Origin of the sequence: Acinetobacter yuyunsongii (assembly GCF_041021915.1) — a bacterium.
Lineage (GTDB): Bacteria > Pseudomonadota > Gammaproteobacteria > Pseudomonadales > Moraxellaceae > Acinetobacter.
Window position 1 is genome coordinate 2,581,092 of sequence record NZ_CP157435.1, and the last position, 25,398, is coordinate 2,606,489.

Here is a 25,398-nt window from a genome sequence, read left to right on the forward strand (position 1 = left end):
CAAATACGCTATATTTTGTCAGAAAATAACATATCGTTTTATGTCAGAATAACGCAGAATGTCGTGCTCATCATGACTTACTGTCAGGATTATGATTTAGGAGTCTGTAATGTCCAAGACTGGATTTGGTCAAATGTATCGCCAACTTTCGAGTAAGTTACTTGACCTTGTGGTCACCCCACATGTTCTTGGTGAAGTTCCTACAGAATCAACAACAACTGAGCAAAGCACACCAGATTCAAATAAAGTGATTTGCTATGTACTACAAAATTATTCACGTAGTAATGCTTTGGTAGTTGATGGTGAAACGCGTCGCCTTCATCTTAAGCCAGCTTTAGATGCCATGAGTTTTGGAACTTATCACGAAAAAAACTCGATTCTATTTTTACATCAAAATGAAAATAACTTTTTTAATACTCAAACATATCCCCCTCGCCTTCTACAGTTGATCGAAGCATTAGAACAAAATCAAGAAGTAGATGTTCAATTAGTTCCCGTTACAGTGCTTTGGGGACGCTCACCTGATAAAGAAGATTCATGGTTTAAATTATTATTTTCTGATACTTGGGCAACACCAGGTACTGTTAAACAACTCATGAATATTGGCTTACATGGGCGTGATTCATATTTAGAATTCCATGAGCCTCAATCTCTACGTGAATTGGTAGATTATGCCAAGAGACATCATCCAAATATCTCTCCTGCCACGTATATCGCAAGTTCACTAGATGGCTACCTAGACCAGCAACGCGAAGTGGTACTTGGGCCTGACTTGTCAGACCGCCGCAACGTGATGCAGTCTGTCATTAAGGCACCCGATGTACAGGATGCCATTCGTCGTGAAAGTATTCAGCATAAAATCAGCATGCTTGAGGCAGAACGCCGCGCAATTGGCTATGTCAATGAAATCGTTTCTGATTATTCAGCGTCAGCAGTACGCTTCGCAGATATGGCTTTAACACGATTATGGACACAACTGTATGACGGCGTTGAAGTTCATAATTTCAGTACAGTTCGCGAACTTGCGAAAGACTATGAGATTATTTACACACCATGCCACCGTAGCCATATCGACTATTTATTGTTGTCTTATGTGATTTACAAACGTGGCTTGATGATTCCATATATTGCTGCGGGTGATAACCTGAACTTACCTTTTGTAGGTCAGTTATTGCGTGGAGGCGGTGCATTTTTCATACGCCGCTCATTCCGCGGAAATGCACTATATACATCTGTATTCAAAGAATATTTATACAGCATTCTATCGCGCAATACGCCTATCGAGTACTTCATTGAAGGTGGCCGTTCACGTACTGGTCGCTTACTACCACCGAAGACAGGTATGCTTGCAATGACCGTACATGGTCATTTACGCGGTCGTGCTAAGCCAATCGTATTCTTACCGACGTATATTGGTTATGAGCGCTTGATGGAAGGCTCAACTTATGTAGGTGAAATGCAAGGTAAGCCAAAAGAAGCAGAATCAATTTTCGGTATCGTCAAAACTTTACGTAAAATTGAAAGAATTTTTGGCAAGGTACACGTTAACTTTGGTGAACCTGTTTTCCTCGATGATATTTTAAAGCAGCATAATGCGGATAAAATTCAAATCGAAAAAAATGATGCGCCAATTCCAGCTGAAGTATCAAATGTTGTTTCAAGCTCAGCTAATGTTATTTTAGAAAATATTAATCGCGCAGTGGTCATCAACCCTGTTTCATTATTATCTTTGATCTTATTAGCAACACCAAAACATACATTAGATGAAGAGATCTGTGCGAAACAACTTGATATTTATCGTGATCTGGCCACGCAGCAACCGTATGACGAACGCACACAAGTCACTTCTTTATCAGGTAAAGAAATCATTGCTTATGGTTTAAAGCTCAAACTGATCAAACGTGTGCAGCATGTTTTAGGCGATATTATTGCCATAGAAGACAATCAAGCCGTTTTATTAACCTATTTCCGTAATAATATCTTACATGCTTTTGTCTTACCATCACTGGTTGCATCATTGGTTGAACATAACGGTAAGATTAATAAAACAGATTTAAGCAATGTGATTCGTACATTGTATCCATTCTTAAAAGCCGAATTATTCATGAAGTGGAAAGCTTCTGAATTGCAACAGCACATTGATAACTATATCAACGCACTTGTTAAAATTGGTCTAATTTTCCAAGATCATGATGGCAACTTATTTAGCCCAACACCAAACAGTGAAGAACATCAGAAACTTTTGACTTTAGGCATGCCAGTTAAACAAAGCTTAGAGCGTTATTACATGACGCTTGCACTGATCACCCAACGTGGTTCTGGCAATATCTCCACCAAACAGGTTGAGGAGCTGAGTCACTTATTGGGTCAACGTCTGTCTGTGCTGTATGAATTCAACTCACCAGAGTTCTTTGACAAGGCACTGTTCCAAAGCTTTATTAAGGTGCTAACTCAGCAGAATTATATTCGCAACAATGAACAGGGCTTCATTGAATATGATGACAACTTTAGTGAAATGGCCGCAGGTGCACAGTTGGTACTTGATGAAACGACCTTGCAAATGTTGCAACACATCACAACATTTACAGATAAAGAACTTGCAACCGCTTTAGAAGCAATGGCTTCTCAACAGGCAAAACGTCGTTTAAAACGCAAGAAAGCTTAATGTTTCGGTATTCACTTCTGATGGGTTAGTCAAAAAAATTGGCTAACCCAATTTATTTGCGGCATTCTAAATATTTCGGATCATCTAGACATCTGAGTCGTTTGATTAGCTCGACAAAATAGGCATCGTAGTAACCTGAATCCACATAACGATTACGAATCTTAGCAACCAGCGCCTCATAACCTTGTTTCTCAAAACTTGAGATATCCGCCCAGTAATACGCTGGTAAATGATTTTCCCATTGCATCGCTTGTGCAGCTAAAACATTACTATTTTTTACAAACCAAGTTCGGATTTGGTGTCCAAAACCATTGGGATACGCTTGAGATCGAATCACAATATTAATTGCGAAATACGCGACTGGAAAATTGACCACTTGGGTCGATTCACCAAACTCTTTTTTCAAGTTATAAGGTAATACGCCATACGCTGGTGCAGCCAATATATCGATCTTCTTTTGCTTGAAAGAATCAACTGCCGTAGCAAAATCCACATAAACAGGTTTTGCCGATACACTTTGTACCAATGCCAATTGAGGCGGATTATTTTCTAGAATACCAATGGTCTTATTCTTTAATTGTGAAACTTTCCTGATCTGCTGAGTATTCATGGTCATATATGCCGTGCCAATTGGAATCATGCCTAGCACTTCATAATTTTGATCTAGCATACGTTTTTCGACATTTGGATTGGTCAATAACTGCAACAACATACGTGCAACACGATTGTTTGAAATCAAACCAATTCCACTGGTACTTCCCATAAAATGGTTGTAACGATAGGTATGAAAATTAGATGCCACTAAACCTGAACATTTATTTTGATCAAATGCCTGAATCGCATTTTTTTCATCCTTAAAAGTATCAAACTTTAACTGAGTTTTATGTTGAAGTGCATAGAGACGAATATCTTGTAAACGACGACTAATATCTCCCTGAGTGCCCAATGGATCAAACACACACCATGTTTGTGCGCCCGCCCAACTTGTTGTTGCTACCAAACCCAGCATCATGGTAAAAATTATTTTTCTCATATCCACCCCTTAATGCCTCATCACAAACCATGTGCACAACTCAGGCAGTTCCTTTACGGAGTCTGTTGGTATTTTATCATCAAAATCTATACCAACTATTCAAATTGTCTTGCAGTTTAATCTAATTATTTTTCATTATTATGTACCGACAACAGCGTCTGATAGTCATTAAAGCAAATCTGATGTTCAAATTTAAATCCCGTTTGTGGCAATCGAGTTGCATAAATTCGCTTCCCAGTCACTTGCTCAGACAAAAGTTGCAACTGAGGCAAGTTTAAATATTGTTGAAACCAACTTAATATTTCATGCATGGGTAAAGGATTGTTATTACTGATGATATAACTTGATTCAACAACATCTATAACAGCTAATAATGCTAAAAACTTGGCTAAATCATCGATATGAATTCGATTACTAAAATGTATCGTTGAATAAGTCAGTGTTTGTTCAGCAAGCTTTTTTAAACGAGCAATTGAGGTCCCATAAATTCCTGCTGGTCGGACAATAATGCTCTGATGAGGATAATGTGATTGCCACAACAACTCCATCTTCCGAAGCAGATGTCCCTGCTCATCGATGGGTTGGATGAATGATTCATCATCGATTCGCTCCCCTGTATTTTCACCATAGACTCGTGTCGAAGAAACGATGATGATACGTCGAACAGGATGATTTTTGAGAGCATTAGCAATTGGTTCAACGCTATCAACATAGGTTTGTTGATATGCTTCTATGCCGCTCTGCGAAGGTGCAAGAATGACATAAACCAAATCAATTGGATCAAGCTGAGTCAAATCTAAATAATGTATATCTTGAATATAGTGTCTTGCATAACAATCCATTTTTGGACTACGGCTAATTGTGCTAATGTGATGACCTTGCTCAAATAAGTGTTTAGCAACACGCTGAGATGTTTTACCATAACCAATAAATAAAATATGCATATACACCCTTGAATAGAGATGACTTCAGTCCAGCAATTACAAGGTGTTGGTGCCGCCGCAGCAACCCTATTAGAAAAGCTTCATATTTTTAGCACGGATGATTTGTTATTTCATCTTCCTCGTGACTATGAAGATCGTAGCACCATTATTCCAATGAATCAGCTGGTTGTTGGACGAAGTTATTTGCTCGAAGGTGAAGTTCGATCCGTAGATTTTCCTCCAGGCAAAAAGAAATCACTTGCGGCCTTATTACAAGATGATTTTGGCAAGGTTACTTTACGGTTTTATCATATTTATAAGGGATTAACTGATCGCATCAAAATGGGACAACAGCTCCGAATATTTGGTGAAGTTCGTGTTGGAGCACGTGGTCTTGAAATGTATCACCCTGAAATACAGGTGATCCAACAACATACGCCGTTACCCAAAACCCAACTTACAGCAATTTATCCTAGCACTGAAGGTCTGACGCAGCCTAAATTACGTGAATATGTTCGTCAGGCGTTACAACATCATAGTGATGGTTTAGCTGAGTTATTGCCTAAAAAATACAGCAACGGCTATGAACTTAAACAAGCATTAGAATATATTCATGAGCCCCCTGTTGATGCCAACATGCAACAACTCAATCAAGGTTCGCATCCTGCCCAACAACGATTAATTTTTGAAGAGCTGGTCGCCCATCAAATTAGCCTATTAACACGCCGTGCCTATATCCGCCAAATTGCTGCACCTCGTTTTGATAGCAGTAAAATCTTGGCTAAGGCATTATTAGACGGTCTCCCTTTTCAAATGACCAATGCACAAAAACGAGTTTCTAAGGAAATCTTGCAAGATCTCAAGCAAAATCAACCGATGCTCCGTTTAGTCCAAGGTGATGTAGGAGCAGGTAAAACACTCGTCGCAGCAGTTGCAGCCTGCCATGCACTAGAAGCAGACTGGCAAGTTGCACTGATGGCACCGACTGAGATCTTAGCAGAACAACATTATTTAAATTTTAAACGTTGGTTTGAGCCGCTAGGCATCCAAGTGGCATGGCTTTCAGGCAAACAAAAAGGCAAAGCACGTACACAAGCTGAACAACAAATTAAACAAGGTCATGCACAACTTATTGTCGGTACGCATGCTTTATTCCAAGATGCCGTGGAATTTTCTAAACTAGGCTTGGTTATTATTGATGAACAACATCGTTTCGGGGTCGATCAACGCCTTGCTTTAAGAAATAAAGGCGCTAATCAACTTACCCCACATCAACTGGTGATGACAGCAACCCCGATTCCCCGCACACTCGCGATGAGTGCTTATGGTGATTTAGATACTTCAATTATTGACGAGCTCCCCCCGGGACGCACCCCAATTCAAACCGTAACAATTCCTTTAGATCGCCGTGAACAAGTCCTGCAACGGATTGCCAGCAACTGTCGTGAAGGTAAACAAGCATATTGGGTCTGCACCTTAGTGGAACAATCTGAAACCCTAGATGCTCAAGCCGCCGAAGCCACCTATCAAGAAATTAAGGAACGCTTTCCAGACATCAATATTGGTCTGGTCCACGGCAAAATGAAAGCAGATGAAAAACAAGCGGTCATGCAAGCCTTTAAAGACAATCAATCACAACTATTAATTGCCACCACAGTGATTGAGGTTGGGGTCGATGTACCCAATGCATCCATCATGGTCATTGAGAATGCTGAACGTTTGGGTCTCTCGCAATTGCACCAACTTCGAGGGCGTGTTGGGCGTGGTGCTACCGCTAGTTTTTGCGCTCTACTCTACAAAGTACCTTTGTCTCAAAATGGTCAGGAGCGACTGTCTATTTTACGAGAAAGTAATGATGGCTTCGTGATTGCTGAAAAAGATTTGGAAATACGCGGTCCGGGTGAACTCTTAGGAACAAAACAAACTGGGGATATGGGCTTCCGTGTGGCACGTTTAGAACGTGATGATCATTTACTCACACAAGCCCATTATGTGGCTGAACAAATTCTAAAAGATTATCCACAACATGCTGATGGACTATTAAAACGCTGGCTACCTGAAGCCCCAAGATACGCCTATGTTTAAATTAATTCAAACATCAGCAAAACAAATCTTTGATTATCTAACGCCATGTAGCCTGTGTGATATTGGGATCAGGAAGCAATACGGAGTATGTCAAAGTTGTTGGAATCAGCTACCTTGGTTAAAACAATCCATTCAACGTAATCAGCAACAAATATTCGTTGTATGCCATTATCAATATCCGATTGATCGCATCATTCAGCAATTTAAATATGAACAAAAACTGCATCATCAACGACTACTTGAAGGTCTGCTACAACAACTCAAGCTTCCTAAAGTTCATGCCATCGTTCCAATGCCGATTTCAACTGATCGATTAGTTGAACGAGGTTTCAACCAAACGCTGTTACTGGCGCAAGCACTTAGTAAAAGCTTAAATATCCCTATCTGGCAACCTGTACAACGCTTGGATCAACACTCGCAAAAAGGCTTATCGCGCATCGAAAGACTAGAAAATATTGAACAGCAATTTGTGGCTGCGCCGCCTAATCATCTTCGTTATCGCAAAGTCTTGATCGTCGATGATGTCGTCACAACGGGCAGTTCAATTACCGCCTTATCTCAAGTCTTGCAACAACTTGGCTGCCAACAGGTTTATAGTATTTGTTTAGCAGCCCCTATCCGTAATAATGCTAGTTCTCTAAATTTTGCTGACACCATGGAATCACCACGTGTTGAGTAAGAGGTGCAAGTAAAGTGACTTGATCTTCCAAATCAATCCATTTCATCTCTGCAATTTCCGCAGCGATACGTGGTGTTTGTTTCAGTTTCACCTCATAAACATAACTCACTAACAGATGATCAGGCTCATTTGCAGCCGCCGTTTCAAAGCGCCCGATAAACTGTTTGATCTCAGATTCACACGCGATTTCCTCTAAAATTTCACGCTGTATTGCAATTTCAGGCGCTTCATTCAGTTCCAGTTTTCCACCCACCTGCATAAATGCCTGCGTATTCTGTTTACGCACTAAAAGCAACTGATTCTGCTCATTTAAAATGACAGCGGCAGCCACAGTAATCGTTTTCAATACCCTTTCCTCACACTTAAATTTCAACCGATGTATTCATTACAATAGAACTAAAGAACCATAAATTCGGTATTGTCCTGCTCAGCCATGACTTATCTAGACAACGATAATTTTTTAGATGAATAGAACCGTAATCTGGCAGCCTCACACAAAAAACACATATAGAATTCATACAATTAAAACCGTTTTATATAACTGTCATGCTGATAAAGTAGGCTGTGTAACAAGATTTTTTAGAAATTAACGTTTAGGCAAGTGTTTTTCGTTTCATCCTTGTCTAAAATACACGCTGGTTTTCGGTACAATGCTGAAAATCTCACATTGGCTGCGCGAGGAAAAAAGACATGCTTGAAGCCTTTTATGCCACAGAGCGCGGTAGTCTAGAAGATGCAACAATCAATGGGAGTTTTGATCTCCACCCTGAATTGGTTTGGATTGATCTAATTGCGCCATCTCAAGAAGAACAACAGTGGGTATTTGATGCTTACGAGCGAAACCTACCAACATTAAAATCACTTGAAGACATTTCCTCATCCGCACGATTTTACCGTGATGATGATGGCATCTTGCATATCAGTACATATTTTTTAACAAAGAATAAAAATTATCAGGTCGATGGCGATACAGATGAGTCATCTCATATGCTTGCAACAGTACAAACAGTTGCCTTCATTCTGCATAAAGATCGTTTGTTTACCATGCGTGGCGAAAAATTAGTTGCATTTCGTGCCTTCCGTGCGCGTGCACGCCGTAATGATTACAATATGGACTATAAAGATCCCACTTGGATCTTGCTCGGGTTACTTGAAGCAAAACTAGATGAGCTTGCGGATATCTTGGAAGATATCCACAAAGACTTGGAAAGATATTCCACAGAGGTACTGAATAATCATCATCGTGAAACCCTACTCGATCTTGATGACATGATTACACGACTCGCACAACAAGAAGATATGCTTGGAAAGGCGCAACTGTGTTTGATCGATTTACGTCGTGTGCTTACCTTCCTTTCTCGTCCTCGAGCTTTAGGCAGTCATATTTATGATGCTGATATTCGAGAATTAAGTGAGGATGTCCGTTCACTGGTCGAACATGATGCATTCTTATTCCAGAAAGTCCGCTTCTTACTGGATACCACATCAGGCTTTATTAACACCGAACAGAATGACACAATTCGTCGATTCTCGATTTTGCCAAGTATGCTTGCACCACCGATGCTGATTGCTAGTATTTATGGCATGAACACTGAGGTCTTACCTTTCGCACATGGTAGTCTGAGTTTCTGGATTGTAGCGAGTATCCTGATGGCGTTCCTTGTACTCCCAATGGTGTACTTCCGCTGGAAGAAATGGATTTAATAAAAAAGCACCTTGCGGTGCTTTTTTATTACAAGACTTTTTTCATATCAATTTCAAATCATCTTGCAAATGACAGGCTTGGATGATTTTCAGCATCTTATCAGACACATTTTTAAAATGCAGCCCTTTACTTTCAGGTGTCTGACGCAGCCATTGCACCAATACCGCTAAAGAAAGGGTATTTCCTTGTTCAAGCTGACCCAGATCAACAATGAGAGGAAAACTCTTATGTTGCTGGATATGCTTTAAACCTGCTCGATAAACCTGTTGTGCATTCGAGAAATCAATTGTTTTTGAAACAATTAATTGCTGATCAATATACTGAATCACCCGTCACCTACTTATTTTTTATTAACAGCAGCATCTGCATCTGGCTTAAAGGTTGCAATCGCTTTATTCAGATCACCACCATTGCGCTTAACAGTAGCAGCAAACTGATTACGGAATTGCAAGCCTAAATCAATACCAGAGACATTAATATTACGGACTTTCCATTGGTCACCTTTATCTGTCAACTGGAACGATACAGGGATTTTCTCACCATTATGTAAGAAGTCTAATGTAACAACGGGATTCTTACTATTGGTCGACTTAAAAGGACGCATAGTATAACTTTGATTGGTATATTTAGCGAAAGCACCACCATAGTTTTCAATAATCACCGCACGGAAATTTTGTTCAAACTGAGCACGTTGCGCAGCAGTTGTATATTGATTGTTTGCATACGTACCTAATACGATACGTGTAAATGCTTGTGAATCAACATACGGATCAAGGTTTTGACGAATAATCGATTTAACTAAAGCAGGATTACTTTGTAATTTCGCATGATCTGCTTTTAGACGTGTAATTAAACCATCAGCCACACGTTTAACAAAATCAGGTGGGGTTTCTGTTGGTGCTGCAAATGCAGCACTCGCAAGCATGGTTGATAATACACTTGCTGTTAACGTCTGTTTCAATAATGTATTCACTTCAATCTCCTAACCTGAATTACTCAACAAATGATGGTTCTGCTTCAGTAGCAACTGGCTGCGATGCCGAACTCTCTGAAGTTGTTGAGCTTGATGTGGCTTTACCAGCACCACCAGTAATAAATTTACTGATCAAATCTTCTAAATCCATTGTACCTTGGGTATTTGAAACAACATCACCACGCTTTAGGTAATTCACACCACCACCAGGTACAACTTTCAAATACTTCTCACCCAGTAAGCCATTGGTTGCAACCATAATATAAGCATCCTCATCCAAACTGGTGATGGAGGTCATGTTACTGATAAGTTGCTGTTCCATTGCTTTTTGTTTCGCAGCATCAGCTTGTTGATAATCTGAGCTATAACGCAATTCTTCTAAGGCATTTTTCTGCACTTCTTTTAATTGCTCAGTATTAAAGCTGGTTAATTTACCATCCAAATCAAACTTAACTGTTGCTAAACGTGTTACTGGATCAAGCGTAATAGATTCTACACGACCAATGGTCACACCACTCATGGACACCTTTGCTCGTGGTTTTAAACCATTTACGTTATCAAACTGCGCTGTCATGCTATAGCTATCACGTAGATTTGTACCCACTAAACCACTAACTTTCATCGCAAGAAAAAATAGAGCGATACCGAAGATAATCACAAAAATACCTACGGCCAGCTCACTAGTACGTGATTTCATTAAATCCCTCCGAACATGACCGCAGTCAACACGAAATCAAAACCTAATACACAAAGTGAAGAATATACGACCGTTTTGGTCATCGAAGTCGCGATACCCTCTGGTGTTGGATCACAAGCATAACCTTGATAGACCGCAACCCATGTACAAATCAGCGCAAAAACAATACTTTTAATAATAGTGCCATTAAAAATATCATGCCCAAACTGAACTGTACTTTGCATACCACCCCAGAAAGAACCTTCATCAGCACCTAAAAAATCTACGCCAACCAACTTGCCGCCAATGATACCGATCGTTGCAAAAATCACAGTCAACATCGGCAAACTCACAATACCTGCCCACAAACGCGGAGCCACAATTTGACGAAGTGGATCAACGCCAATCATTTCCATACTGGCCAATTGTTCACTCTGTTTCATTGAACCAATTTCGGCAGTGAGAGCCGAGCCTGCGCGCCCTGCAAATAGTAATGCAGCAACAACCGCAGCAAGTTCACGTAACAAAGTTAACGAAATCGCAGTCCCTAACATAGCTTCACTACCAAAAGTGACCAAAATGCTATACATCTGTAAGCCAAGGACAGCGCCAATAAATAAACCTGACACAGCAATAATCAGCAGAGACATGACCCCGACACGATGCATTTGATAGACAAAGCGTTGAAAGCCACCCTTTGAAGGCGCTGAAAATAAAATCTGGATGAGCATAAGTGATGCTGCACCTATCCCCTTTATTCGCTCAATAACGAGTCTACCTAACCAGGCAATCGTATTCATGCACGAACCTCGTTATCTAAATATGCTTGATGAGTAAATTGATATTCAACAGGACCCTCAGCTGAGCCTGTTAAAAATTGACGTACAAATGGGGAAGCATGTGCCTGTAGCTGCTCAGGTGAACCTTCACCCTGAATTTTGCCTTCAGCAACCACATAAATATAATCAGCAATCGATAATGTCTCTGCGACATCATGCGAGACAATAATTGTTGTTAAGTCTAAAGCTTCACGCAAAGAACGAATCAATCGTGTTAGAACACCTTTAACAATTGGATCTTGGCCAGCGAATGGCTCATCATACATAATCAATTCTGGATCAAGTGCAATCGCACGCGCTAAGGCAACACGACGATTCATACCTCCTGAAAGTTCAGATGGCATTAAGGGTTCAGCACCACGTAGCCCAACCGATTCCAACTTTAAAGCGACTAACTCAGCAATCAAATGTTCTGGTAATTGTGTATGCGCACGAATAGGAAATGCAACATTTTCATAAACTGACATATCAGTAAATAACGCACCACTCTGGAATAACATACCCATACGTGCGCGTGCAGCAAACAAGTCTGGACGAGACATGGCTGCAATATTCTTACCATCGAGCAATACTTCACCATGATCAGGGATTAACTGCCCACCAATCAAACGGAGCAAAGTGGTCTTACCTGTTCCTGAAGGCCCCATAATTGCAGTAATTTGACCACGTCGAATTTTAAGACTGACATCATCATAAATGACGCGTTCCCCTCGGTTAAAGCTCAAGTTTTTAACTTCAATGAGGGCTTCAGCATCGAGAGGAGATTTGTTATTCATACTGGCATTCATTCCTGCACTTTTTATGCACGCATACTATACACTGAAAGATTAAGCGCTTGTTTTTATTTTGATATGCTACGTATGAAGATTATTAATTTATGTAATTGTTCTTTTTATCAACTTCTGTGCTCAACTCATGTTGTGAGCTTGCATTCAAAGAATCGGTATTATTGCGTGCAATAAGTGCATATGTAAAAAATAACCCATTACAAAGCATTAAAATAACAAATAGACATGGCAACCCTTCACCACAAATGAATGACCATATTTGACTTAAAAGACTTTTATTTTGTTTAAGTTTATTCATTTCTTCTATAAAATTTGAATTAGTAGACATTTTTGTAATTTTACATGACTAATCTTGAATAAAAAAGCCAGTTTTACAACTGGCTTCTTCTTTTCATCGGTTTTTTTTAACGATTAAAAATCGTTTTTGCGACGACGGTCACCACCGAAGCCACCTTCACGTGCTGGACGATCACCAAAATCACGCTTTGGACGGTCTTCACCACCGAAACTACGTTTTGGACGGTCTTCACCACCGAAACTACGTTTTGGGCGATCTTCACCACCGAAACTACGTTTTGGACGGTCACCAAAACCACCTTCACGTTGTGGGCGATCACCAAAATCGCGCTTTGGACGGTCGCCGAAGCTACCTTCACGACGTGGTTTGTAATCTACACGGTTACCACGGTTGTCATCATTCGAATCAAAACGCGGTTTATCATTGAAACCACCTTCACGACGCGGGCGATCAGAATTGAACTCGCGACGTGGGCGATCTTCACCACCAAATGTACGTTTTGGACGATCATCAAAACCACCTTCGCGGCGTGGACGATCAGAATTGAATTCGCGACGTGGACGGTCTTCACCACCGAATGATGGACGTTCACCACGTGGTTTATCATCAAAATTACGATGTGGACGGTCTTCAAAACCACCTTCACGACGTGGACGGTCAGAGTTAAACTCGCGACGTGGGCGATCTTCACCACCGAATGATGGACGCTCACCACGTGGTTTATCATCGAAGCTACGACGTGGACGATCTTCACCGCCTTCACGACGTTTGAAATTGCTCTCGCCTTCAAAACGACGACCACCACCAAAACCGCCACGACCGCCATCACGGCCGCCACGACCACGACCACCGCCATCACGACCGCGACCGCCACCATCACGACCTGAACGAGCAGGAGGTGGAGATGGCTCTAAACCTTCAATTTCAGATACATTTAAACGTGCATCTAAATAATCTTCTAACGCACGGATTTTGCCACGCTCGCGATAAGTCGCAAGTGTAATCGCTTGACCAGTACGACCCGCACGACCTGTACGACCAATACGGTGTACATAGTCTTCATTTTTCATCGGTAAACCGAAGTTAATCACGTGAGAAATAGTTGGTACGTCTAAACCACGTGCTGCTACGTCAGTTGCAACTAAGATTTTTGCACGACCTTCACGGATGCTGCGTAAACGACGGTTACGAACAGTTTGTGGCATAGCACCATGCAATGCAACAACTGAGTGACCTGCTTCAGCCAATTCTTCAGCAAGCATATCTGTATCTTCTTGCGTGCTTGCAAAGACAACAGCTTGATCTACTGACTCGTCAGACAACCAGTGAGTAAGTAATTTTTTCTTATGCTCAAAACCATCAGTCCAATGTAATGTTTGAGTTACATCAGTATTAGTACTGTGGCCTGTTTCGATTGCGATACGTTGTGGATCATTCATCATACGTTCAGCAAGACGAATAATACGATCAGCAAAAGTAGCAGAGAACATTAATGTTTGATTACGGTTTGCAGCTAACTCACCAATTGCTTCTAGATCTTCAGAGAAACCTAGATCAAGCATACGGTCAGCTTCATCGACGATTAATGATTCAACTTTATCAAGTTTCAATTGACGACGATTAACCAAGTCAAGTAAACGACCTGGTGTAGCAACAATAACTTGTGCGCCTTTAAGCTGTTGAATTTGCTTACCAAAAGGCATACCACCCATAATTGCAGCAATACGAACACCTTTCATATGACGTACAAATGCAATCGCATCTTGGCTTACTTGTTGAGCCAATTCACGCGTTGGGCATAAAACTAAAATACTTGGTTGGGTAATCGCTTTCATGCGCTCTTTAAATGGCACGAAAGTTTCTTGACCAGTTAAAGCGTTTAATGTTGGGAGTAAAAATGCTGCTGTCTTACCAGAACCAGTCTGGCTAGAAACTAATAGATCTTTTCCTTCTAACGCAGCTGGAATCGCTTGTTCTTGCACAGGAGTTGGACTAGTAAAACCTAAACCTTCTAGGGCTTGTTGTAAGGTTTCGTGCAAAGAAAATTCGGCAAAAGTTTTGCTCATAGAGAGTTTCACCCTAATGGGTGCTCCATTTTAATAAATACAAAAAAATAGACATCGGCAAAAAGCGGCAAAGCGACTCAAGCTGAAAATATATGAAATTCAGCGGCAATCCGAATAACGACGATGTGGACTAACGCACGCTTGATTACTGCCTCAACCTGAAGAATCGCTAAGCGATTTGGGCGCAAGATGTGGTCCTCTCTATGGACAGCGTGCGCTAATATGAATAGAACTGAATGTTCAGGTAATGAACTGGAATTTAAGTGCGTGGGCGGATTATAGCAGAATAATTTTAAAAGTCACCCTTTTTAATAGGTTTTTTCTATCCATTTCGATTATTCATTGATTTTATAAGAATTTAGCTTAAATATATTTATACACAAACAAAAATTTTAAAATCTCTATGCTACTAAAATTCTTATTCATCTTATGGCTATTAGGATGCCTCAATATTATCTATTTCGGTTTTCAACTTGATCCATTTCTTATAAAGAGTGAACCAGAGTATATTTATCACTACCCCATAGGTGGTGTAATCCTAATTTCTTTATTTTTTTCTAGTTATTTTATCGTTACATATTTTCTAGAATCGACTTCATCTATTCAAAAATATCCCTTTAGAAGTTGCACGATTTTAAGCACTATCACTTTCATACAACTTTTAATTGCATATAGCAGTGCTATGCATGCACCACCTTTTATGTGGGCATATATGATAAATATATTTATTTTATTCTTTTTTCATCTTGTTCTATGTGTTTCTATTATTAGGCATAAAAAAGAGTAGCAATGGCTACTCTTTTTCTAAAAATCCACAAATTATTTTGCAGCATCGCCCCAAGCTGGAACGACTGTTTGCATCAATGGTTTTAACATTTTCAATGAGCAAGCAAGTACTTGACCATTATCAAATGATTCATTACCACCACGAGCATCCACAACCACACCGCCCGCTTCTTTTACAATCAACTCACCCGCAGCAATATCCCACGGTTTTAAACCAAGCTCAAAGAAACCATCAAAACGACCTGCAGCGACATAAGCTAAATCCAAAGCAGCAGAGCCACCACGACGGATTTGCGCGCATGATTTAGTTACAGCCAACAAAGAAGCGAAATGTTGTTCTGCATAAGAAACGATTTCACCGTTACGCTTCGCACGATAAGGATGACCTACCGCAAGGAATGTGCTTTCTAAAGAGTCTTTAACATTGACACGGATACGGCGTTGGTTCATGACTGCGCCACGACCACGACTTGCAGAGAATAATTCATCACGCACTGGATCATAGATCACACCGTGCTGAGTTACGCCTTTATGTTGTACCGCGATAGAAATACAGAAATGAGGAAAACCGTTGATAAAGTTTTGAGTACCATCTAAAGGATCAATCACCCAGCACCAATCTGCATCGTGACCTTTACCTTCTTGCATACCAAACTCTTCACCTAGGAAACTATGATTTTTATAGCTTTTGCGAAGTGTATCTATTGTAAGTTGTTCCAAATAACGATCAACACGTGTTACTGGACCATCAATGCCTTTTTCTTCAACTTGTAAATCGAGTTTATGACGATTTTGATGTGCCTTTAAAAGCTCTTGACCAACTGTTTGAGCCGCACGCGCAGCCATAACCACCATAGGTTCCATTGAACACCCACTACAAATTTGAAGATTTTGACAAAGAATAATGCATAAAAGCCCTTACATTCTATCAAATATAAGGGCTTTTAGGGGAAAAATGTTTACGAAAAATTATTTCCGTTTTTTATCTAAAACCAAGCACGTTCAATTGATGCTAAAATTCCATGCGTATCCAAACCACAATCGGCAAGCATTTGTTGATGTGTAGCTTGATGTAAAAACTCATCTGGCAAACCCAAATTGAGGATTGGCTTTACAATTTTTGCTTGTGCGAGGAATTCATTCACTGCACTTCCCGCACCTGCCATCACGGCATGTTCTTCAACAGTCACAAAAAGTTTTGTGTCTGCAGCTAAGTCACGAAGTATCTGCTCATCTAATGGTTTTACAAACCGCATGTTGACCACACGTACAGCAACCGAATGTTTACTTGCAAATAATTCTGCTGCTTCAACTGATGCTGCAACACGACTACCAAAAGCAAGGATACTGATCTGCTGATCTGCGTCCTGATTAAATTGCGCAACGATTTCAGCTTTACCAATTTCTAAAGCAGTCATTTGCTGTTGAATTTCAGCACCTGTACCAACACCACGTGGATAACGTACGGCAGTTGGTCCATTATAGTGATATGCCGTATGCAACATCTGGCGACATTCATTTTCATCTTTTGGTGCCATGATCACCATGTTAGGTACAGTACGCATATAGGCATAATCATATGCACCTGCATGGGTCGGACCATCTTCACCAACCAAACCAGCACGATCAATCCCAAAAGTGACATCTAGATTTTGCAAAGCAACATCATGGATCAATTGATCATAACCACGTTGCAAGAAGGTTGAATAAATCGCGACAACAGGCTTTAAACCTTCACACGCCATACCCGCTGCTAAAGTGACTGCATGCTGTTCAGCAATCGCAACATCAAAGAAACGTTCAGGGTATTGCTGTGCAAACTGAACCATCCCTGAACCTTCACACATCGCTGGAGTGATTGCGAGTAAACGATCATCTTGCGCTGCTTCATCACATAACCATTGTCCAAACACGTCTGAGTATTTAGGCGGTGATTTTTTTGCAGGAGCAGATGCTGTAGGTGCAATTTTAGTAATAGCATGATAGGTAATCGGGTCTGCTTCAGCTGGCGCAAATCCTTTACCCTTTTTGGTATAAATATGAACTAAACGAGGGCCTTTACGTTTTTTTAGCGCATGAAAAACTTGTGTGAGTTGCTCAACATCATGTCCATCAAATGGCCCAAAATAATCAAAACCGATCGCTTTAAATAAGTTATCCGCTGCATCTGTTGCAGACTGATGTAACCGTGAGTTATAAGTCCACTTCGGATGTGGCTGAACGTAGGCTTGACCATGTTCGTCGACATTCACCAGTTGACCTGTTTCCCAAATTGCAGCCAAATGCCTCGCAAAACCGCCCGTACTACATGAAATCGACATATCGTTATCATTTAAAACAACGATCAGATCAGCATCATGTGCAACCGCATCATTCATGGCTTCAAATGCCATACCTGCTGTCATTGCACCATCACCAACAATTGCAACCACATCACACGGATCTTTTTGATAACGACGCGCAAGCGACATTCCTAGACCTGCAGAAATTGCTGTTGACGAATGCCCTACACCAAAGGTATCAAATTCAGATTCTTCACGCGCAGGGAAAGCAGCTAAACCATCTTTACTACGAATCGTAGTAATTCGCTCACGACGCCCCGTCAGTACTTTATGTGGATATGCTTGATGACCCACATCCCAAACCAAACGGTCTTGCGGCGTATTAAAACAATAATGCAGTGCAACCGTTAATTCGATTACACCAAGATTTGCGCCAAAGTGGCCACCGCTTTGCCCTGCCGCATACAAAATATATTGACGCAACTCATCCGCCACTTGTGCGAGTTGGCTTTGCTCGAGCTGACGTAATTGTTGTGGATGATCAATTCCATCTAACAATGGCGTAACAGGACGTTGAGTTGGAATTTCGGTATACAACATAATGTGGCAAAGCCTTTTTAAGCCTGGCAAATCCGAAGCTGGGTTAAATGGGGGCAATCATACAATTAAATACGATCTACCTTCAATCAGCCACATGTGCGAATGATGTAGTGCTGAACATTCTCAAGCCAATCTTAAACAACTGACTTACAGATTATCCTGAATTATGTCACTGTTTATCAACCATTATTGTGTGCTTTCTATGAAAAAGAAAAACTTATGTGAAAAATCAGAAATTCCAATTCACTCAATCTTCACACATTAAGCTATACTTTGACGGTTTTTACTAACATAGCGAGCTCTCTGTGCCGATTGAATTTATTGCAACATCAAAGCTACCAACTGCTTTTGGTGACTTCAATATTTCTGTGTTTCAAGACCCTCAAACGGGCGAAGAACATGTGGCGCTTTCTAAAGGTTTAGAAACTCCCCCAACAGGACCTGTTTTAGTCCGTATTCATTCAGAATGCTTAACAGGTGATGCTTTCGCGTCATTAAAGTGTGACTGCGGTCCTCAATTACAAGCGACTCAACGTTTGATTAATGAAGCAGGTCAAGGTGTGATTTTGTATCTACGCCAAGAAGGTCGTGGGATTGGTTTAACGAATAAAATCCGCGCCTATGCTTTACAAGATCAAGGGCATGACACTGTTGATGCAAACCTGTTATTAAATCTTCCTGCGGATGCACGTCGTTATGATATGTGTAGCATTATGCTAGATCATCTACAAATTAAAGAAGTTAAGTTAATTACGAATAACCCGTTAAAACTTAAAGCCCTAACTGATTTAGACATCAATGTGGTTGAGCGTGTACCGTTAACAGTAGGTCGTAACCCATTTAATGAACAATATTTAAAGACCAAACGTGAGCGTATGGATCATCTTTACCAGAAGGATGACTTCTAAGTCATCCTTGATTCAATCAAGCTCATGATAATTCGAAAATAAGCGATTGTTTTATATCGTCATAGAAAAAATACGATTATTGGGTATTTTGCGGCGAAGATGTAAATCAAATGCCATGCAAATATTTCTTACGAATGCTTTACCTTGTTCGGTTACTTGAATATCCTTTGATGTCATCTTTAACAAACCGTCATTCTGCATTTCCTCTAGTTGTGCTAATACTTCAGGTAACTCTGGAAAATACAATGCCTTATTCTGCCATGAAGTGCTGAAACGACACATTAAATTGAGTATGTGTTGGCGAATGACTAAATCCTCTTCTGTTAAAAGATGTCCACGATATACAGGAATCTCATTCTTCTCTAAACGTACATAATAATCTTCTAGGCTTTTTTCATTTTGCGCAAAGCTGTACCAACTATCACTAATTGAAGACAAACCTAGACCAATCATGACTTGCGTTTTTGATGAGGTATACCCCATGAAATTACGATGCAGATTTTCTTGTTGGAAAGCTTGATACATTTTGTCATGTTCCAAAGCAAAGTGATCCATACCAATTTCATGATAACCCTGTGCTAAAAGTTTTTTCTTTCCCTCTTCATATAACTGGCGTTTCAACTCATCTTTAGGTACGTCCTGATCTTTAAAACCACGCTGTCCATTGCCTTTAATCCAAGGTACATGAGCATAGCTATAAAATGCCAAACGATCTGGCTTTAGACTATTCGTTTGTTCAATCGTGTGTAACACATCAGTCAAGTTCTGAAATGGTAAGCCAAAGACCAAATCATGTGAAATCGAAGTATAGCCAATTTCCCGTGCCCACTTTGTAACCTGTTGTACATGAGCAAATGGCTGAATACGGTGAATTGCTTTCTGAACTTTTTCGTTATAGTCCTGCACCCCATAACTCACTCGGCGAAAACCTAGGTCGTATAGGGCTTGTAAATGCTCTCGAGTCGTATTATTCGGATGTCCTTCGAAACTAAATTCATATTCATCACATATATCTGCATTTGCCAATAACCCATTAATCAACTCGATCAAGTGTTGTACAGAGAAAAATGTCGGAGTTCCTCCGCCCAAATGAATTTCTTTAATCCGCGGTTTGTCGACAAGCAACTGGCAGTACAACTCCCATTCTTTTAACACGGCTTGAATATAAGGTTGTTCCACTTCGTGGCGCTTCGTCACATGCTTATGACAACCACAAAAAGTGCACAAGCTTTCACAAAATGGCAAATGGATATATAAACTAATCCCTTCACTCGTATTTGTCTCATCAAATGCCCGTTTTAAAGTTTGCTTCCACATTTCCAAACTAAAATCTTGTTCTTGCCAATACGGAACAGTCGGATAACTGGTGTAACGTGGTCCTGCAACATTGTATTTTTGAATGAGTGAATGAACTTGAGTCATAACGTGCCTATCTGATGTTCAGCTTGCAACAACAAGCATTATCAATACATTCTGCTGAGCTTAACCTAAGAAATCAACCAACCCTTTTGGTCGGAATAATTATAGTTAGATCGATTAGATCCTTTAAGCTGTTCAACTATCTAATTGCAGTTTGAATCACAAAATCAGCTTATTTTTTTTATGATTTCATGGTACATATCCTTCCATCTTTTTTAATGATTAGAAGGTTGAAATGCAGCATCCAACTTCAGCTGATATTCAACGTGTTCGCGAGTTTTTACTCGACTTACAAGCACGTATTTGTGCAGGATTAGAACAACAGGAACGTGCAGGCGGTGGCACCGCTGAGTTTATCATTGATGATTGGCAACGCACCGAAGGTGGTGGTGGTCGCTCTCGAGTTCTGCAAAATGGTGAAGTGATTGAAAAAGGTGGGGTCATGTTTTCCCACATCAACATCAGTAAACTTCCTGCTTCTGCAACGGAACGCCATCCTCAAATCGCAGGTGCAAAAGCACAAGCGTTGGGCGTTTCTTTAGTGATTCATCCTAAAAATCCCAATATCCCAACTTCACATGCAAATGTACGTTTATTTGTTGCTGAACCTGAGGGTCAAGACCCTGTTTGGTGGTTTGGCGGTGGCTTTGATCTCACACCTTTCTATCCAGATGATCAAGATATTCAAAACTGGCATCAAACCGCTTATAACTTATGCCAACCATTTGGCGAACATGTTTATTCTGAACATAAACAATGGTGTGATGATTATTTCTACTTAAAACATCGTGATGAACAACGTGGTGTAGGTGGTTTATTCTTTGATGATTTGAACCAATGGGACTTCGAAACTTGCTTTAAATATATTCAAGCCGTTGGTAATGGTTATTTAGCAGCGATCTTGCCGATTTTCGAAAAGCACCGTGAGCAGCCGTATACCGAAGCGCAGCGTGAGTTTCAGTTGTATCGCCGTGGTCGCTATGTTGAATACAACTTAGTCTACGATCGAGGTACCCTGTTTGGCCTGCAAACAGGTGGACGTATTGAATCCATTTTAGTGAGTTTACCGAATCTTGCAGGCTGGTCGTATCGCCCTGAATGGGATGCCGACTCAATAGAAAAACGCTTAACAGATTATTATCTAAAACCTAGAGATTGGTTGAGTTTAAATAAATAATTGACTGTAATAATTCAAAGCACCTGAATTTAGGTGCTTTTTTTGTACCTAAAGATTATCGTATATTGTCTCAGCATAAGCATTCAAATATGTTTAATAGCCTCTGTCCCCTCTTTCAACTTTGGATAAAAGTATGACCAAACAATTTGCTGTCATTGGGAATCCGATTGAACAATCCCGCTCACCAGAATTGCATCATGCTTTTGCAGCAAAAACAGGCGTTGATTTGAATTATAAAAAAATTCTTGCTCCGCTAGATCGTTTCGAATCCGCAGTTAAAGCGTTCTTCGATCAAAATGGTGTTGGCATGAATGTAACTGTGCCGTTTAAAGAGCAGGCATTTGCTTTATGTGATCAACTGACTGAACGTGCCAAAATTGCCAAAGCTGTGAACACCTTGTGGATGCAAAATGGCAAACTGTTTGGAGATAATACCGATGGTCAGGGTTTAGTTGCCGCCACTCAAACCTTAGGTTGGGACCTGAAAAATAGTCGCATTTTAATCTTAGGTGCTGGTGGTGCAACACGTGGTGTCATTTATCCTTTAGTACAAGCAGGTGCAAAGCAGATTGTCATTGCCAATCGTACACTTGCTCGAGCTGAACAATTGGTCTCAGATTTAAAAGATGCCGTGCCGCAGGCGCAACTCTCAGCACTCAGCTTGGAGCAACTCGCTGGTGAATTTGATTTTGTCATCAATGCCACTTCTGCCAGCTTAACTGGTGATACTTTACAGCTTCCTGAATGCTTGGTTTTTCACCATGCTTATGAAATGGCTTATGGCAAACCTTCGAGCTTTTTGAATCAAGCTCAAGAGCGTCAAGTTCCATCAACAGATGGTTTTGGTATGTTGGTGGGTCAAGCAATTGAAGCTTTTTCTATTTGGAATGGGGTTAAACCTGAATTAAAAGATTTCTTATAACCCATCTATAAATTAGTAAGCAAAAAAGAACCTGCATTGCGCAGGTTCTTTTCAAGTAATCGCCAATTATTTTGCCGTTAGCATTTTCAAATACACTTCTTTAAAGATTTCATAATCAATGAATTCATTATGCTCAATCTTTAATGATTTAATGCTCTTTTCAGATAACTGATTTTTACGAGCATCGACATATACTTGTCCCAAAATCGTTGCGGTTTGTGCTAATAGTGGTTTTTCCTCACTCGAAACTCCATTAGCACCCTCAAATTGAACTTGATACTGTTGAGCAAATAGCTGCTGTGGCTGTTTATATTGCGCCTTTAATTTTTTCAGAGCCTGACGATCCTGATCACCACGCATGGCATCGTTCACAATACGGTCTACTGCGCGCCCTAGCTTGTCATCAAATTGGTCTTCCTGTTCAAGGTGGTGCTTGCCTTGTAAACCCTCAATCGCTTTCAGTGCCTTGCCCTCTGGGTTATACACCTCCTCATCCGAGTACCAGTAGGCGTAGACACTGGCGATCTCCTGCAACTCCTGAGTGGAATAACGCTGCACAACCTGTGGCTGGCTTTCTGTCAGCTTGGCAATAAATACAGCTTTATAGGTTTGTTCATAGGAATGGGTTGCATCATAACGCTGTTCCGCAATCACTTTCAGTTGGTCATCCAGAGACAGAGTATAAGGCTGTGCAGAACGTTCCTGAATGCCAGACTGGCCTAGTTTTTCCGAGAAGCTGCCAATTGCCTGTTCGAGCATTGAACCCTTGCTTGCTTCAGCCCATGTTTTCGCTCGTTTCAATTGAGCCTGATCAATTGGCGTTGCTTGGCCATAATTGGAAATCAACATATCTGCTTTAAGATTAAAACGAGACTTCAGTTCAGGGAGTGCATAATTCAAATCATAATCAATTTTAACTGCTCGCCCTTGTGCATCTAAACCAATATCCATAGTAAATGGATTACGTTTGTCTTGAGGAGGCAATGCTTTTTCAATCTCAGCCTGATGCTTGATCCACAGCGCTTTAAATGCCTGATCATCAATAAATTGATTTTGATCATATACAGCAAATTCTTTTTCTACTCTTTGTAATTTTTCAACATAAGATAGAAAACCTGATTCGGCTTTTTTCGTATTAAAAACATCAATATCGTAAATACTTTCACAATACTGTGCATCTCCATAAGCAGCCTGTTGAGCATTCTGAAGCGCTGTACATTGGGCCTCTGTTAAACCTTGCTCATCTTCTGAGGAAGAAGCTGCATCTGCGGCAGCATCAGCTGATTCTGAATCGTCAGTGACTATCCCTGCTTCTTTGGCAGCATCCATCGCTTGCTGCGCTGCATCGGATACCTGTGGATCAGCTTCATCTTCAACACCAAAGTGCTGATTCACTAAACGATATAATTGCTGACTGACGACACTTGCATCATCTGCGGAATCTTTACTCGCTAATATGGATGCCGCTGCATCAGGTTTAGTTTTACTTGCAGCATTGGTTTCATCAGCAATCAGCTTTTCTAAATTTTGTCCTTTAATATTTAAAATGCTTTGCATTAAATATTTTTCATTCACTTTGCTGTACAAATTCGCTTGTAAAATTAATTCTTCAATCGATGTTTTTAAGCGAATTTTTTCGACTACTCCTAAATTTCGATCAGCAGCGGAGACAGACAATGCTTGAATGTTATTTTGATCAGCTAAACGATAATAAACAGCACTTGAAGCTTTCACATACTCTGCAAATTTTTTGTAATCCACTTGCTTAAACATTGCCTGATATTTTGAAAAATCCAAATAAGCTAAATTATTTTGATTTTCTTTGTTCACCAAATACGGCATCAAAGCAAAGTAATTGATATAAAACTTATAATTATTTAAATCTAGGACCATCGGCACTTTTGCTTGAACTAACAAGGTTGGTTTTTCATAACGTGCTGTCAGATTAAACAACCCCATTTTCTGACGATAATGCACAGAACCATCATATTCAAATTGCATATCATTCAATATATTGGCCATGATCTGAGCAAATTTATCAGCTTTAGAACCACCAGAACTTTTGGGCTGTTGTGCCAAAGCATTATAGAGTGCCTGCTTCTGTTTGCTGTTTAAATTAACCTTTTGCTCTTGTAAATATTGATCTACTTTTTGTTTGAGTGCTGCATCTAAGGTTGCCTTTTCTGACGAGGTGTTTGATTTATTTTGATCTAGGTCAACATGAACTTTAAATTTGCCACGATAATCGTAACTCGGATATTCATACATTGCATTCAGACTATTAATTGCCTTTTGCTCTAAATTCTGAGAACCTGAATTGGTTTTAATGACATGCTGTGAACATGCAGAAAGACTAAGACCTAACAAGCATAATGTTAAATATTTTAAATGCATAGCTTTACCAAACACCTTTATATCGTTATATTTTCAACTATAAAATAGATCATTTTTCACATATAATATATGCGAAGACTCTAACAGAAAAATGATTTTCTTACTCACAACTCATTTCGAAAATTAGCTTTTCTGACAATTTTTTCCCTAGAGTTTATCAATGTATTTTTATCGCTATTA

20 protein-coding genes are annotated in these 25,398 nt (G+C 40.2%); 7 read left to right on the forward strand and 13 right to left on the reverse strand.

Annotation, left to right across the window (positions count from 1 at the left end):
• The first annotated feature begins 109 nt into the window (after window positions 1-109).
• Entirely contained in the window at window positions 110-2,665 is a 2,556-nt protein-coding gene (gene plsB / locus ABLB98_RS12390; protein WP_348882341.1) for a glycerol-3-phosphate 1-O-acyltransferase PlsB, read from the forward strand.
• A gap of 52 nt (window positions 2,666-2,717) precedes the next feature.
• Here plsB and ABLB98_RS12395 read toward each other — a convergent pair whose 3' ends face one another.
• Together ABLB98_RS12395 and ABLB98_RS12400 are read right to left on the reverse strand one after the other, a co-directional pair.
• The gene (locus ABLB98_RS12395; RefSeq protein ID WP_348882343.1) at window positions 2,718-3,698 is read right to left on the reverse strand and encodes a putative solute-binding protein; all 981 of its coding nucleotides are present in this window, start codon (window positions 3,696-3,698) and stop codon (window positions 2,718-2,720) included.
• Between the two features lie 125 nt (window positions 3,699-3,823).
• Window positions 3,824-4,642, reverse strand: coding sequence for an NAD-dependent epimerase/dehydratase family protein (locus ABLB98_RS12400; protein ID WP_348882344.1), 819 nt, complete (start codon window positions 4,640-4,642; stop codon window positions 3,824-3,826).
• 18 nt (window positions 4,643-4,660) lie between these two features.
• Between ABLB98_RS12400 and recG the strand changes: the two genes are divergently transcribed.
• Window positions 4,661-6,706: an ATP-dependent DNA helicase RecG gene (recG, locus tag ABLB98_RS12405; RefSeq protein WP_348882345.1), complete on the forward strand. Its 2,046-nt coding sequence runs from the start codon at window positions 4,661-4,663 to the stop codon at window positions 6,704-6,706.
• Window positions 6,699-7,385: a phosphoribosyltransferase family protein gene (locus ABLB98_RS12410; protein ID WP_348882346.1), complete on the forward strand. Its 687-nt coding sequence runs from the start codon at window positions 6,699-6,701 to the stop codon at window positions 7,383-7,385. The genes recG and ABLB98_RS12410 overlap by 8 nt, the downstream gene beginning before the upstream one ends.
• Here the strand turns inward: ABLB98_RS12410 and ABLB98_RS12415 are convergent.
• Window positions 7,336-7,731, reverse strand: coding sequence for an NUDIX domain-containing protein (locus ABLB98_RS12415; protein ID WP_348882347.1), 396 nt, complete (start codon window positions 7,729-7,731; stop codon window positions 7,336-7,338). The genes ABLB98_RS12410 and ABLB98_RS12415 overlap by 50 nt on opposite strands.
• Before the next feature lie 344 nt (window positions 7,732-8,075).
• Here ABLB98_RS12415 and ABLB98_RS12420 point away from each other — a divergent pair, with 344 nt between their 5' ends.
• Window positions 8,076-9,089, forward strand: coding sequence for a CorA family divalent cation transporter (locus tag ABLB98_RS12420; RefSeq protein ID WP_087536049.1), 1,014 nt, complete (start codon window positions 8,076-8,078; stop codon window positions 9,087-9,089).
• Between the two features lie 42 nt (window positions 9,090-9,131).
• Here the strand turns inward: ABLB98_RS12420 and ABLB98_RS12425 are convergent, their stop codons facing one another.
• From ABLB98_RS12425 to dxs, 8 genes are all read right to left on the reverse strand, one after another.
• The gene (locus ABLB98_RS12425) at window positions 9,132-9,419 is read right to left on the reverse strand and encodes a lipid asymmetry maintenance protein MlaB (protein WP_087544113.1); all 288 of its coding nucleotides are present in this window, start codon (window positions 9,417-9,419) and stop codon (window positions 9,132-9,134) included.
• Window positions 9,420-9,430: 11 nt separating this feature from the next.
• A complete protein-coding gene (locus tag ABLB98_RS12430) occupies window positions 9,431-10,063 on the reverse strand; it encodes a phospholipid-binding protein MlaC (RefSeq protein ID WP_005156334.1) in 633 nt (210 codons plus the stop codon).
• A 19-nt stretch (window positions 10,064-10,082) separates the two neighbouring features.
• The gene (locus ABLB98_RS12435; RefSeq protein ID WP_087544117.1) at window positions 10,083-10,760 is read right to left on the reverse strand and encodes an outer membrane lipid asymmetry maintenance protein MlaD; all 678 of its coding nucleotides are present in this window, start codon (window positions 10,758-10,760) and stop codon (window positions 10,083-10,085) included.
• The gene (gene mlaE / locus ABLB98_RS12440; RefSeq protein WP_348882348.1) at window positions 10,760-11,539 is read right to left on the reverse strand and encodes a lipid asymmetry maintenance ABC transporter permease subunit MlaE; all 780 of its coding nucleotides are present in this window, start codon (window positions 11,537-11,539) and stop codon (window positions 10,760-10,762) included. The genes ABLB98_RS12435 and mlaE overlap by 1 nt, the downstream gene beginning before the upstream one ends.
• Window positions 11,536-12,354: an ABC transporter ATP-binding protein gene (locus ABLB98_RS12445; RefSeq protein ID WP_005156344.1), complete on the reverse strand. Its 819-nt coding sequence runs from the start codon at window positions 12,352-12,354 to the stop codon at window positions 11,536-11,538. Before ABLB98_RS12445 ends, mlaE begins: the two co-directional genes overlap by 4 nt.
• A gap of 423 nt (window positions 12,355-12,777) precedes the next feature.
• The gene (locus tag ABLB98_RS12450) at window positions 12,778-14,730 is read right to left on the reverse strand and encodes a DEAD/DEAH box helicase (protein ID WP_348882349.1); all 1,953 of its coding nucleotides are present in this window, start codon (window positions 14,728-14,730) and stop codon (window positions 12,778-12,780) included.
• 819 nt (window positions 14,731-15,549) lie between these two features.
• The gene (locus ABLB98_RS12455; protein WP_348882350.1) at window positions 15,550-16,380 is read right to left on the reverse strand and encodes an inositol monophosphatase family protein; all 831 of its coding nucleotides are present in this window, start codon (window positions 16,378-16,380) and stop codon (window positions 15,550-15,552) included.
• Window positions 16,381-16,502: 122 nt separating this feature from the next.
• Window positions 16,503-18,398, reverse strand: a complete 1,896-nt coding sequence (gene dxs / locus ABLB98_RS12460; RefSeq protein WP_348882351.1) for a 1-deoxy-D-xylulose-5-phosphate synthase — start codon at window positions 18,396-18,398, stop codon at window positions 16,503-16,505.
• 305 nt (window positions 18,399-18,703) lie between these two features.
• Here dxs and ribA point away from each other — a divergent pair, with 305 nt between their 5' ends.
• On the forward strand, window positions 18,704-19,306 hold the full coding sequence (gene ribA / locus ABLB98_RS12465) for a GTP cyclohydrolase II (protein WP_004660293.1): 603 nt from the start codon (window positions 18,704-18,706) through the stop codon (window positions 19,304-19,306).
• Window positions 19,307-19,357: 51 nt separating this feature from the next.
• On the opposite strand, the gene hemN is transcribed toward ribA, so the two are convergent.
• Complete coding sequence (gene hemN, locus ABLB98_RS12470; protein ID WP_348882352.1) at window positions 19,358-20,728, reverse strand: oxygen-independent coproporphyrinogen III oxidase; 1,371 nt, start codon at window positions 20,726-20,728, stop codon at window positions 19,358-19,360.
• Between the two features lie 232 nt (window positions 20,729-20,960).
• On the opposite strand from hemN, the gene hemF reads away from it, so the two are divergent.
• Both hemF and aroE read left to right on the forward strand, forming a co-directional pair.
• On the forward strand, window positions 20,961-21,902 hold the full coding sequence (gene hemF / locus ABLB98_RS12475; RefSeq protein WP_348882353.1) for an oxygen-dependent coproporphyrinogen oxidase: 942 nt from the start codon (window positions 20,961-20,963) through the stop codon (window positions 21,900-21,902).
• Between the two features lie 133 nt (window positions 21,903-22,035).
• Window positions 22,036-22,824 (forward strand): shikimate dehydrogenase, encoded by a 789-nt coding sequence (aroE, locus tag ABLB98_RS12480; protein WP_348882354.1) that lies wholly within the window; start codon window positions 22,036-22,038, stop codon window positions 22,822-22,824.
• Between the two features lie 66 nt (window positions 22,825-22,890).
• Here the strand turns inward: aroE and ABLB98_RS12485 are convergent, their stop codons facing one another.
• Window positions 22,891-25,218, reverse strand: a complete 2,328-nt coding sequence (locus tag ABLB98_RS12485; protein WP_348882355.1) for a hypothetical protein — start codon at window positions 25,216-25,218, stop codon at window positions 22,891-22,893.
• Window positions 25,219-25,398 lie beyond the last annotated feature (180 nt).